This is a genomic window from Sphingobacterium sp. GQ94 (genome assembly GCF_059758715.1).
Window position 1 is genome coordinate 37,093 of record NZ_JCAXEC010000021.1, and the last position, 12,615, is coordinate 49,707.

The following is a 12,615-nucleotide window of genomic DNA, read 5'->3' on the forward strand; positions in this document are numbered from 1 at the left end:
TAATTATTGTTAAAATTTGGCAAGCTAATTGCTGTTAGGTAAATAAATTAAAAATTAACATTAGAATTTATGAAAAAGGCATTACTTACATTAGCAGCTGCAGGAGCATTAACTTTTTGTTTTAACGAAGCAAAAGCTCAGACTCCTTATAAATCAGCATTAGGTATCGTTTTTGATGGATACGATGGTTCAAACGTAGGTGTACAATATAAAACCGCATTAACGAACACATCAGCATTACAATTACAAGCATCTTTCCGTAATCATTGGGTTTCTTTCGGTGGAGATTGGCAATATGAAAAAGCAATTCCAAATGCAGATGGATTAGCTTGGTACGCAGGTGTGGGTGCACAGGTTGGTATTGCGAGCTGGGATGGTGATTCAGAAACTTATTTCGGAATCCGTCCACAGGTAGGTTTAGAATATAGAATCCCAACTATTCCTATTGCAATGCACTTAGATTATAAACCATATTTAGGCTTGAACAACGATACTGGTTTTGATGGTGGAGGTTTCACTTTCGGCGTAAAATTTGTTTTAAAATAAGCTAAATTTTTAAAATATTAAGGCAAAAGGCCATATCATTTTGATATGGCCTTTTTTGTGATCAGCTATTACCACCTATACGGCGAGACTACAAAAGCTGAATAGCTCAAAACGCCTCCACATTCTGAAGGGAATTATAAGTTTATTTTTTTCAAGATTAAGTTTTGCTTATTTATATTCATTATCCATTTTTTTTATACCTTTGCGGTTCTTGGTAAATATTATTAAGCTTAAAAAAGAACAAAAACCATAATTTATTACGATTAAACAATGAGTAAAGGGCTGATTAAATTTTTGGTGATAGTGGTCTCCTTAGCGTGCCTCTATTCCATATCATTCACTTTTGTAACACGTAAAGTTGAAAAGGATGCTGCAAAATATGCGAATGGCGATATGGCTAAAGAAAAAGCCTATTTAGATTCTATTTCTGGAGAAGTAGTGTACAATTTGGGAATTGCAAAATTCACTTATCGCGAAGCAAAAGCAAATGAAATTGCTTTAGGACTAGATCTAAAAGGTGGTATGAACGTAACAATGGAAATTTCATTGGACGAACTAATTGCCAATTTGGCTGATAATCCAAAAGATGTAAACTTCAACAAAGCATTAGAAACAGCAGTTGCTAAAAGCAAGACAGTCAACACTTCGTTGATTGATTTATTTATCGATGAGTATAAGGCTAGTGGAGCTGGGGCTCCCATTGCTAGTTTTTTTGCAACAAATGATAACGCTGCATCAATTCAAGCGAATAGTTCTGAATCAGATTTACGAGTATTTTTGAAAAGAGAAGCAGATAATGCAATTCAAAATTCGTATAAAGTATTACGCACTCGTATTGATAAGTTTGGGGTTACCTCACCAAATATTCAAATTCAACAAGGTACAAATCGTATTTTAATTGAATTACCTGGGGTAAATGATGAAGAACGTGTACGTAAATTGCTACAAGGTTCTGCAAAATTAGAATTCTATAATACGTATAATAACGTACAAATTTATTCATTGCTAGAAAACATAAACAATACACTAGCAAACACGCTAAAATCAACTAAAGTTGAATCTTCTGACTCGACTGCAAATACGTCGATTGATAGCACTAAAAAAGAAGAGAACTTATTAGCTAAATTAGGAGCAAATACCCAAGGAACTGACTCTTCCTCAAGCGATTCGTCTACACAAGCTGATGCCGCTGTAATGGCTAATAATCCATTGTTTGCTGTATTAAGCCCGTCAACTTATTCGGCAGAAGGCGGACAACAGCAATTAGCACCAGGCGCAGTAGTTGGGTACTCTAGCATAAGGGACACTGCCAAAGTCAATGCTTATTTAAATCGTCCAGAAGTAAAATCTTTAATTCCAGGTAATCTAAAATTATTATGGGCTGTAAAGCCAGAGAATCAAACTAAAGAATTCTTGTCTTTATATGCAATAAAAACCACAGGTAGTGATAATTTACCGGTAATGACCGGAGATGTGATTACGGATGCCCGTGCAGATTTTGACCAATTCAACAATCCGGTTGTTTCAATGGATATGAATTCTGACGGTGCCCGCCAATGGAGACGAATTACTGCACAAGCCGCACAAAACAAAGATGCTATTGCAATCGTTTTAGATGGTGTTGTGTATTCAGCTCCTGGAGTAAATGAAGAAATTCCAAATGGTAGCTCTCAAATCTCTGGTAATTTCACTATAGAAGATACCAATGACTTGGCCAATGTATTAAAGGCTGGTCGCCTCCCAACAACCGCAAAAATCGTTGAAGAAGCAATTGTAGGACCATCATTAGGTCAGGTAGCCATTGATTCCGGTGTGAACTCTGCTATCATTGGGATTATCGTGGTAATGGGCTTCATGATTTCTTATTACAATCGTGCTGGTATAGCTGCAAATATTGCAGTAATTTTCAATGTGTTCTTTTTAATGGGAGTATTAGCATCATTAAATGCTGTCTTAACCTTACCCGGTATTGCAGGTATCGTATTAACAATGGGTACAGCCGTGGATGCGAATGTCTTAATTTATGAAAGAATGCGTGAGGAAAAGGCATTGGGTAAGTCTATGCGTCAAATTGTTGCTGATGGTTATAAGCATGCTATGCCTTCAATTCTTGACTCTCAAGTTACCACGTTCTTAGTTGGATTGATACTCTTCTTTACCGGAAGTGGACCAATACAAGGTTTTGCAACTACCTTGATGATTGGTATAATCACTTCATTGTTCACGGCAATCTTCATCACACGTATAATTTTTGAATATATGTTGAGTAAGGATATCAAAATCACATTATCGTATCCATGGTCGAATCACACAATGAAAAACGCTAATTTTCAATTTATTAAGAAAAGGAAAATAGCATATATAGCTTCTGGAATAGCAATTTTGGTTTCTTTAGCAGCAGTTGCAACAAAAGGCTTCACGTATGGAGTTGACTTTCAAGGAGGTCGTACCTATACCGTATTATTTCAAGAGGCAATTAGTCCAGAAACAGTACGTGATAATTTAGATGAAATCTTTGGAACCACCACTGAGGTAAAAACCTTCGGAAACGAGAATCAGTTAAAAATAACAACATCTTATCAAATAGAGGAAACAAGTGATGTTGCCGATAAAGATGTTTTATCTAAATTGAATGAGGGTTTAAAAAAGGTACAAGGCAATAATTACGAAATCCTATCACAACAAAAAGTAGGACCAACAATTGCTAATGACATTCGTGACCGCGCGATTTATGCTTCGATATTGTCAATGCTCGTGATTGCAGCATATATTTTAGTCCGTTTTCATAAATGGCAATATTCTGCTGGAGCGGCATTTGCAACAATTCATGATGCAATTATTTTATTGGGACTATTTTCTTTGTTAGACGGAATCGTTCCTTTCTCATTGGATATTGACCAGCATTTTGTAGCAGCAATTTTAACGGTATTAGGGTATTCAGTAAATGATACAGTGGTTGTATTTGACCGCTTACGCGAATATTTAAAGAAACCCAATAGCCAGCAAGAAGAATTCGGGTCTACTATCAACAATGCAATCAATTCAACATTAAGCCGAACTGTGATTACCTCCTTGACTATCATTTTTGTGTTGGCGGTATTATTTATTTTTGGAGGTGAAGTAATCCGTGGATTCTCATTTGCAATATTAATTGGTATTATTGTGGCAACCTATTCTTCGATTTTCTTAGCGGCACCAGCAATTTATGACTTAAGTGGTCGTAAACATTTAACTGCTACTACTAGCTCTGAAGAACAAAAACGTAAAAAAGTAGCTACCCCTTAATTAAAGGAAAAACACATAAATCAAAAGGGCCCCGAAAAATTTGCGGGGCCCTTTTGATTTATTATGATTTACAGAGTATATTTAATTCTCCTTTAATCTATTATTTTTATTAGTTTTGGGTATAATAATTAGAGATGAAGACAAAATTTGTTTTACCTATTTTAGGACTATCCTTATGTACTTTTACATTAAGTTGCAACAATAATAAAACTACTGAGGAACAGGTTCACAATGATGTTAAAGGTGTAGATCAACATAAAGAGCAAGAGGTAAATCCTCCTGTTTCTGAGAAACCACAATCCGTAAGTGCTCCAGTCAATCTTATTCCAGAATTCACCTTCTATAAGGTTAAATCTGGAATAGCATATTCAAAATCGGATATTCCATCGGGACGGAATACCGTGTTTGTTTTATTTGATCCTTCCTGTAACCACTGCCAACAAGAAGCAGCTGCGCTATCTAAGAATTACGACAAGATAAAAGATATAACTATTCTTTATGTTTCAATGAATGACCCTGGATTAATGGTAAATTTCTTTAAAACTTTTGGAAAGGATCTCGAAGGCAAAGCAAACATTGAAATGCTTTATGATCGGAATCAAGAATTTATACAAAAAATCCATGTCCCAAAAATGTTTCCTGCAAACTATGTTTATGGCTCTGACGGTTCATTAAAATCTTCATGGGAAGGTGAAAAGGATATTAATGAGGTTATAGCCGAATTTAAAAAATAATGAGAATTGCCATTAATGGTTTCGGTCGAATAGGTCGGCACACGTTGAGAAACTTATTAAATAGGGAAAACGATACGGTTCAGGTTGTTGCTATAAATGATTTGGCAAATTCAGAGACTATTTCCCATTTGTTTAAATATGATTCTGTTCATGGACCACTGAATCGTGTAATTTCTTTTGAAAAAGATACATTGACGGTTGATGGCAAAACTATATTAATATTTAATAAAAAAGATCCTTCGGAATTACCTTGGAGGGAACTCGAGATTGACTTAGTTATCGAATCTACTGGGGTTTTTGTTAAAAGTGACCTCGCAAAAAAACATCTGGTAGCTGGAGCCAAACAAGTACTTATTTCAGCACCATCCCCAGATAAAGATGTTCCAACAGTTGTATTGGGAGTGAATGACCAAGCATTTGACTGGAACACTCCCCTATTTTCCAATGCTTCTTGTACAACAAACAATGTAGCACCGCTTATCAAAATACTGGACGAAAATTGGAATATAGTTGATGGTTATATTACAACCGTACATTCCATGACGGGCGATCAAAACCTTCACGATGCACCTCATCGCGACTTAAGAAGGTCAAGAGCAGCCTCTGCCTCCATCATTCCAACAACTACCGGAGCTGCCAAAGCAATAACCAATGTATTTAAGCATTTAGAAGGGAAATTAGGTGGTGCAGGTATAAGAGTACCTGTATTGAATGGTTCACTTACAGATTTCACCTGTACATTACGGAAAAATACAACTGTAGAAGAGATAAATCAGAAATTCAAACTAGCCTCAGAGACAGAATTAAAAAACGTACTATATTACACTGAAGATCCAATTGTATCGGTAGATGTTATAAACAATCCATATTCTTGTGTATTTGATTCTCAACTAACAAGTATTGTTGGGGGGCTGGTCAAGGTGGTCGGTTGGTATGACAACGAGTTTGGTTACTCGAATAGATTAGTTGATATTATTGAAATTATATCCACCAGGGCTAATAATGCTATTCATTAGAAGAAAAGTATATTACATTTCTCCTCCTACACCTATTCCAAACAATGCAAAATCGTATTTGACTGGATCGTTTTCATCAAATTTCTTAAGATTATCTGTTAACTCCAATGCTGTCTTCCAGTTCGATTTATCTGAGGTGATCAGATGGAGTTTCCGGGCAACCCGTTCTACATGAACATCACATGGACAAATTAGATCTTTTGATTGTATTCTTTTCCAAATACCAAAATCTACTCCATTATTATCTTTTCTCACCATCCATCTCAAAAACATGTTTAATTTTTTACAAGTAGACTTTTGAAGTGGCGAACTAATGTGTTTGCGTGTACGCAAAGAAAAATCAGGCAAAGAGAAAAAATAAGTTCTAAAAGCATTTAAAGATTTTTCTACACTGAAGGAGATTGGGTCGTCGAATTGCAAGAAAGCATCCTCGAGGGAGCTATACTGACTATAGTGATGTCTAAAAAAGGCCACAAAGTAAAGAAGATCTGTATCGTTAAAGGTGCGATGCTTAAATCCAAGCAAACTCTTAAGATCCTGATCGGTATGATTAAGTATAAAATCATACGGTGAATGATCCATTCTTTGAATCAATTCAATGCATTTGTTGATAATTGTTTTTCTGTGCCCCCAAGCTAGTATACTAGCAAAAAAGCCCATAATTTCCTGATCGACAGAATTTGAAAATTTATGGGGTATGCTTATTGGATCATTCGTGATAAAGTTGGGTTGGTTGAATTCTTCAACTTTTTTATCCAAGAATTCTTTTATCGATAAGTCCATAATCAGATAAGAAAGAAGACAAACTTCAAGGTTGCTATTCTTTTCAGTTATTTGTTAATTTCTTTCCAAATTAGATCCTTTAGTCCTTGGATATTCTTTCCAGTTATTGAAGAAATAAAAATGTGAGGAATTCCCTTGGGAACTTGCTTTTCCATTTCGTTTTCAAGCTCGTCATCCAACATATCGGACTTGGTAATTGCCAATAATTTCGGTTTATCAAGTAATTCAGGATTATAAGCTGTTAATTCATTAAAGAGGATGTTATATTCCTCCTCAATGGTCCTATCTGTATCGGAAGGAATCATAAACAACAACACTGAATTTCTTTCTATATGCCTCAAAAACCTGTGACCCAAACCTTTGCCCTCAGAAGCTCCTTCTATAATTCCAGGAATATCCGCCATGACAAAAGATTTACTATCACGGTAACTCACTATCCCTAGGTTAGGAACTAAGGTTGTAAAAGGGTAATTCGCAATTTCAGGTTTCGCTGCAGATACCACAGACAAAAGGGTTGATTTCCCTGCATTCGGGAATCCCACAAGCCCTACATCGGCCAATACTTTTAATTCCAAAATAATCCATTCTTCCTGTCCTGGTAATCCAGGTTGGGAAAAGCGAGGTGTTTGTACTGTTGGGGATTTAAAATGCCAATTGCCCAAGCCACCCTTGCCCCCTGGGGTTAAGATCTGCGTTTCACCTTCTTCGGTAATTTCAAATAATATTTCACCGGTTTCTGAATTCTTAGCTACAGTCCCAAGTGGTACTTCTAATATTTCATCTTTTCCAGTCGCTCCAGAACGTAGAGAACTCCCTCCAGGATGACCACTTTCGGCAATAATATGTTTTCTGTATTTTAGGTGCAACAGAGTCCAGTGTTGACTAGAACCTTGAAGGATGATATGTCCTCCACGGCCTCCGTCACCACCATCAGGTCCTCCCTTTGCCGTATGTTTATCACGGTGCAAATGGGATGATCCAGCCCCCCCATGACCTGAGCGGCAACATATCTTTACATAATCAACAAAATTAGACCCTTGCGCCATAATAAATTTTAAAACCTCAATTAATAGCGATCAATAATTGCAGATAAATCAGCAAAAATGTCGTCAATATTTCCAATACCATTCACTTTACTTAATTTCCCTTGTTTCTCGTAATAGGGTAAAACGTGAATTGTTTTACTAAAATACTCTTCAATGCGCTTTTTAAGCTTATCAGCAGCATCATCTGCACGACCAGAAATCTCTTGGCGTTTAGCTATACGTTGAGTAAGCTCATCTTCATTTACATCTAAAGCAATAACACCTGTTATTTTTGAACTTATAGACTCTAAAAATAAATCTAATGCTTCAGCTTGGGCCACAGTTCGAGGAAAACCGTCGAAAATAAATCCTTTTGCATTTGAATTATTTTTTATTTCTTCTTCTAACATCGAAATTGTAATGGAGTCTGGAACTAAATTTCCATCTGCGATGATTTGACTAACTTGTTTCCCCAACTCAGTTTGATTCTTGATATGTGCTCTAAAAATATCACCAGTAGACACATGATGAAGCGCATATTTTTCAATTAATTTAGCCGATTGGGTACCTTTTCCAGCTCCTGGAGGTCCGAATAATACAAGGTTTAGCATAGTTTGATGTTATTTTATTTTTGATGATAAAAAACAAAAGCCTAATCCGCATAATGAATTAGGCTCTTTCCAAGTGCGCTCAAAGGGAGTCGAACCCCTAACCTTCTGATTCGTAGTCAGATGCTCTATCCAGTTAAGCTATGAGCGCATAGACCATCACCTCACGACTTACGCCCTTTATGTTTTGGTGATGCAAATATAAGGAAATAATCATTTCAGCAAAACTTTTTTTCATTTTTAGTCCAAAACATTTCACGTTCAACGAGTTATTTTTTTTGAGGTTGGCTTAAAAATTGTATGAAGATTCTGTTGAATATTGATAAGGAGTGCGCTCAAAGGGAGTCGAACCCCTAACCTTCTGATTCGTAGTCAGATGCTCTATCCAGTTAAGCTATGAGCGCAATCTTAAGGACAAATGGTCCATTGAAGTGCTGCAAATATCGTCACTTTTTTGCATTTTCCAAATGGTTTAAAGTGTTTTTTAATCATTTTGATCAATATTTTGCATAGTCTATTGATATTTATATATTTAAACTTATGGCTGAACGAATAATAAAAAGCAACAAGCTCCGAATTGGTGATATTAGCATCGCATATCAGATCAAAAAGGCAACTCAAACACCAGAAAAATTCATCATTTTTCTACATGGATTTCCATTTAATAAGAATATGTGGCGTAACCAATTAGAATCCTTAGATGAAAATACCTCGGGAATAGCGATTGATATTAGAGGTCACGGCAATACAACTAAAGGTCACGGTTTTTTTTCAATAGACGTTTTCGCAAAAGATCTGGATGTTTTTATGAGAAAAATGGAGATCGAAAAAGCTGTATTGTGTGGGGTTTCAATGGGGGGATATATTGCCCTCAGAGCTTACCAACTTTTCCCTGAGAAAATTTCGGGACTAATTCTATCAGACACACACAGTAAATCAGATGATGATTTAGGCAAACAGAAGAGATTCGATGCTATTCAGGCAGTTTTACAGCATGGTCGGAGACCATTTTCAATTGGATTTGCCGCAAATGTATTTCATAAAAATAGTATTGAAAATAGGCCAGAAGCGGTTGAACTTATAAAAAGTAGCATACGCAGAAACAGTGTATCGTCAATCTGTTCAACTTTATTGGCCCTAGCCTCACGAACAGACACTACGGAAGTATTAAGCAAAATTAATGTTCCTACATTGATTATAAGAGGAAAGGAAGATCAAGTAGTTTCTCGCGAGGTGATGACAAAATTATCAAAAGATATTATAGGATCGAAATTTATTGAATTTGAAAACTGTGGTCATCTACCAAATCTAGAAAATCCTGAGGAGTTCAATTTTCATATGAACCAATTACTTGAATAATATGGATAAAGTAAGAGCATGAACTGATTAAATTTTCTTTTTTTTGGATACTTCTGGAATTATTTTTCGAGTAAGTTCGTTTCCTTTTTCGATTAAGTACGAAGAATTCTCATAATCCCAGATTCCCCCAATATTTTGTGGCACATTAATTATAAAATCAGGTTTGTATAACTCTATACTCATTTGGGCTAGTCTTCTTCTCATCGTAAAAAATGCCCTTTTTAAAAGAGTTAAGGAGTTTAAGGAACTCTCGATTTTTTTGGTGACCAAATCCGGGTCCAGTTTTCCATCTAAATTCACGGCTATTACAATGTTTCGACGTTTTCTACGCACCAAATTGATCGGCAATGGATTTATGACGCCTCCATCTACTAAACTCCAGTTTTCACTCTCAATACTTGTAAATACAGCAGGAATTGCAATGGATGCCCTAATAGCTTTATAGAGACTACCGCTATCAAATACAACTTCTGTATCATTTTTCAAATCTGTTGCAACAGCTCTGTAGCTTAATTTCATATCCTCGATATTTTCATCAGGGAAAACACTTTTTAAAGAAACAAAAACCTTCTCCCCCTTAAACATTCCAAATCTAGGGTCTGTAAAATCCAACAACTTAAAAACATGTCTTTTGGTCAGAGTCTTCATCCACTCTTCTAATTCCGACAGTTTTCCTTCAGCATACGCAGCTCCAATTAAAGAACCAATTGAACATCCAACAACTTCATCAATTTGGTAGCCCATTTCCTCCAATGTTCTTATGATTCCAATTTGTACCATCCCCCTTGCACCTCCACTACCTAATACTAAAGACACTTTTCGTTTACTTTTTAAGAAGTTCATAACTAAAGATATCAATTATTACGCGGGTTGCATTGTCATTTTTCAGTCTATTTTTTGGCACTATTTGGAAAATAAATCTATCAATGTTACTTTTGCTAACACTGTTAACATGTGCATATGAGTTTAATTGATAGAAAACAAAGACAGCAAATTCAAATAAAAAATCAAATCATTGATTGCTCAAGAAAAATAGTTGAAGAGTCAGGTTGGAATGCCTTGTCTATTCGTAAAATTGCAGATGCTATTGAATACTCTGTTCCGGTAATTTACAGACATTTTGAAAATAAGGAGGCAATATCTTCATATTTCATTAAAGAAGGCTTTCTTAAATTAATCAATTCATTAAATGAATCAATAGATCCAAGCGCAGACCCACAAACAAAAACAAATCAATTTGCAAAAGGCTATTGGAAATTTGCTGCTACACATCCAAAGCATTATGAAATTATGTTTGGATTAGGGATACCTACTTGTGAAACAATTGGAAAAATAGAAGAGCTTAAAATTGTTTCAACCATTATGCTTTCCTTAATAGATGAGCTCATTCAATCAAGTGAAAATACAGGAATAGATCGGCACCTAAAATTAAAAACATTATGGTCCATATTACATGGAATCATAGCTGTAGATCTTTTAGCCTTTCAGGAAAAAGAAAACATATGTCCCTCAGATGTATTCAAAGATGCAATAGAAGGATTTACAAAATCAATATTATATTAATTACACAAAAAAACGTCAAAAAAATGAATTTATTAGAACATTTAGAATGGAGATATGCCACTAAAAAAATGAATGGAGAAAAGGTAGATCAACAAAAGATAGACTATATTATTGAAGCTGCCCGTTTAGCTCCGACTTCCTCCGGACTTCAACCCTTTAAAATTATTGAAATCAAAAACCCTGAATTAAAAGCACAAATCCTACCCATTGCCTTTAATCAATCTCAAATTGTTGATTCCTCTCATGTATTAGTTTTCGCAGCGTACGATGAATATACAAAGGAAAGAGTCGACTCTCCTTTCCAATTACAAGAAACCGAAAGGGAGCTTCCTTCAGGATTTGCAGATGAGTATAAAAGCAACTTATTAAACACTTTTAATTCTTGGCCTAAGGACCAACATTATGAACATGCATCAAAACAGGCTTACATTGCTTTTGGTTTGGCAATCGCAGCTGCGGCAGAACAACGTGTTGATGCCACACCGATGGAGGGATTTGATAAAAATGCATTAGATGAATTACTTGGTTTACATGAATTGGGATTACGTAGTGTGACCATATTGCCTTTAGGGTACAGAGATAGCCAAAATGATTGGTTAGCTAGTCTTAAAAAGGTTAGAATGTCAAAATCAGATTTTGTAATTAGCAAAAACTAAAGTTTATATTATACAGGGATTTTAAGCTAAAATTCCCTGTATATTTCTTTTTTAGAGGTTTTAAAACCACTGATATAAAAATGTGAAGTTTCTTTCATAAAGAAAGAAACACACAAACTCGCATAGTATTCCATAGTTATCTAATAATTAGAATTTCTATAAGTCTTTCTTATTAACGTTTTAATTTAACGGTCGATGGATCGCATTGAATAACAAAAGAAATTGAAGATTTTTGTAAAAAAATTATAATTTCAGTCCATGAAGTCGTCAAAAGAAAAAATGATTAGTGAGGAGACCTATCTCGAAATGGGTGATGAATTGTTTAAAGAGAGGCAACATGCTAAATCCAAACTATTCCTATTTAATCAAATGGACCCTACAAAAGTCAAAGCAAGGAATCAAATAATAAAGATTTTATTTGGAAAAATAAATGGTAAGTTTTTTATTGAACCACCTTTTCATTGTGACTATGGATACAACATAGAAATTGGTGAAGATTTTTATGCAAATTATAATCTCGTCATCCTCGATGGAGCTAAAGTAAAAATTGGTAATCAGGTGATGATTGGGCCTAATGTAGGATTATTCACTTCGAGTCATCCGATTGATCCAGAATTAAGGAGCAAAGGCGTAAAATTCTCTAAAGGAATATCTATAGGAAACAACGTTTGGATTGGAGGCAACAGTACAATCAACCCAGGTATAAGCATTGGTGAGAACACTGTGATTGGTTCAGGATCAGTTGTAACTAAAGATATTCCTTCAAATGTTGTTGCTGCAGGAAACCCATGTAAAGTATTAAGGGAAATCAATGAAAAAGATAAAAAGTACTATTTTAAGAATATGCCCTATTCTGAATTGATAGTTTAAAGGTTTGGAACTCTATTTAACATTAAGATCAGTTACTGCCTAATACTGAATTATTTGTGGTCACGATGAATTTTTGAGGAGATATTTTTCAAACGTACAATTCCACCCCAATGCGGGGTCTTAAGATTTAAAATATTTAAAATTGATAGATTCACAATTTAGCTAATTCG

General features: G+C 35.2%; 12 protein-coding genes and 2 tRNA genes. 8 read left to right on the top strand and 6 right to left on the bottom strand.

The features are described 5' to 3' along the window. Positions 1 to 69 precede the first annotated feature (69 nt). The 4 genes from AC6CHH_RS15205 to gap all read left to right on the top strand — a co-directional run bounded on the left by AC6CHH_RS15205 (position 70) and on the right by gap (position 5,581). Positions 70 to 546, top strand: a complete 477-nt coding sequence (locus tag AC6CHH_RS15205) for a hypothetical protein (protein ID WP_498284397.1) — start codon at positions 70 to 72, stop codon at positions 544 to 546. A 270-nt stretch (positions 547 to 816) separates the two neighbouring features. Continuing rightward, a complete protein-coding gene (gene secDF, locus AC6CHH_RS15210) occupies positions 817 to 3,831 on the top strand; it encodes a protein translocase subunit SecDF (RefSeq protein WP_498284399.1) in 3,015 nt (1,004 codons plus the stop codon). Between the two features lie 134 nt (positions 3,832 to 3,965). After that, entirely contained in the window at positions 3,966 to 4,565 is a 600-nt protein-coding gene (locus AC6CHH_RS15215; protein ID WP_498284401.1) for a peroxiredoxin family protein, read from the top strand. Then, positions 4,565 to 5,581 carry a type I glyceraldehyde-3-phosphate dehydrogenase gene (gene gap, locus AC6CHH_RS15220; RefSeq protein ID WP_498284403.1) on the top strand — a complete coding sequence of 339 codons (1,017 nt, stop codon included), beginning with the start codon at positions 4,565 to 4,567 and terminating at the stop codon, positions 5,579 to 5,581. Before AC6CHH_RS15215 ends, gap begins: the two co-directional genes overlap by 1 nt. 12 nt (positions 5,582 to 5,593) lie before the next feature. Here gap and AC6CHH_RS15225 read toward each other — a convergent pair whose 3' ends face one another. The 5 genes from AC6CHH_RS15225 to AC6CHH_RS15245 form a co-directional block, all read right to left on the bottom strand. Continuing rightward, positions 5,594 to 6,364, bottom strand: a complete 771-nt coding sequence (locus AC6CHH_RS15225) for a TIGR02757 family protein (protein WP_498284405.1) — start codon at positions 6,362 to 6,364, stop codon at positions 5,594 to 5,596. A 47-nt stretch (positions 6,365 to 6,411) separates the two neighbouring features. Further along, positions 6,412 to 7,410, bottom strand: coding sequence for a GTPase ObgE (gene obgE / locus AC6CHH_RS15230; protein WP_498284407.1), 999 nt, complete (start codon positions 7,408 to 7,410; stop codon positions 6,412 to 6,414). A gap of 20 nt (positions 7,411 to 7,430) precedes the next feature. Beyond that, positions 7,431 to 8,000: an adenylate kinase gene (locus AC6CHH_RS15235; RefSeq protein ID WP_498284409.1), complete on the bottom strand. Its 570-nt coding sequence runs from the start codon at positions 7,998 to 8,000 to the stop codon at positions 7,431 to 7,433. A 74-nt stretch (positions 8,001 to 8,074) separates the two neighbouring features. Further along, positions 8,075 to 8,148, bottom strand: a tRNA-Arg gene (locus tag AC6CHH_RS15240). Between the two features lie 179 nt (positions 8,149 to 8,327). Beyond that, positions 8,328 to 8,401, bottom strand: a tRNA-Arg gene (locus tag AC6CHH_RS15245). Between the two features lie 136 nt (positions 8,402 to 8,537). On the opposite strand from AC6CHH_RS15245, the gene AC6CHH_RS15250 reads away from it, so the two are divergent. Continuing rightward, a complete protein-coding gene (locus tag AC6CHH_RS15250; RefSeq protein WP_498284411.1) occupies positions 8,538 to 9,356 on the top strand; it encodes an alpha/beta fold hydrolase in 819 nt (272 codons plus the stop codon). A gap of 27 nt (positions 9,357 to 9,383) precedes the next feature. Here AC6CHH_RS15250 and AC6CHH_RS15255 read toward each other — a convergent pair whose 3' ends face one another. Then, complete coding sequence (locus tag AC6CHH_RS15255) at positions 9,384 to 10,199, bottom strand: patatin-like phospholipase family protein (protein ID WP_498284413.1); 816 nt, start codon at positions 10,197 to 10,199, stop codon at positions 9,384 to 9,386. A 117-nt stretch (positions 10,200 to 10,316) separates the two neighbouring features. On the opposite strand from AC6CHH_RS15255, the gene AC6CHH_RS15260 reads away from it, so the two are divergent. From AC6CHH_RS15260 to AC6CHH_RS15270, 3 genes are all read left to right on the top strand, one after another. Next, positions 10,317 to 10,919: a TetR/AcrR family transcriptional regulator gene (locus tag AC6CHH_RS15260; protein ID WP_498284415.1), complete on the top strand. Its 603-nt coding sequence runs from the start codon at positions 10,317 to 10,319 to the stop codon at positions 10,917 to 10,919. A 23-nt stretch (positions 10,920 to 10,942) separates the two neighbouring features. After that, positions 10,943 to 11,575, top strand: coding sequence for a nitroreductase family protein (locus AC6CHH_RS15265; RefSeq protein ID WP_498284417.1), 633 nt, complete (start codon positions 10,943 to 10,945; stop codon positions 11,573 to 11,575). Between the two features lie 258 nt (positions 11,576 to 11,833). After that, a complete protein-coding gene (locus tag AC6CHH_RS15270) occupies positions 11,834 to 12,445 on the top strand; it encodes a sugar O-acetyltransferase (protein ID WP_498284419.1) in 612 nt (203 codons plus the stop codon). The last annotated feature ends 170 nt before the right edge of the window (positions 12,446 to 12,615 follow it).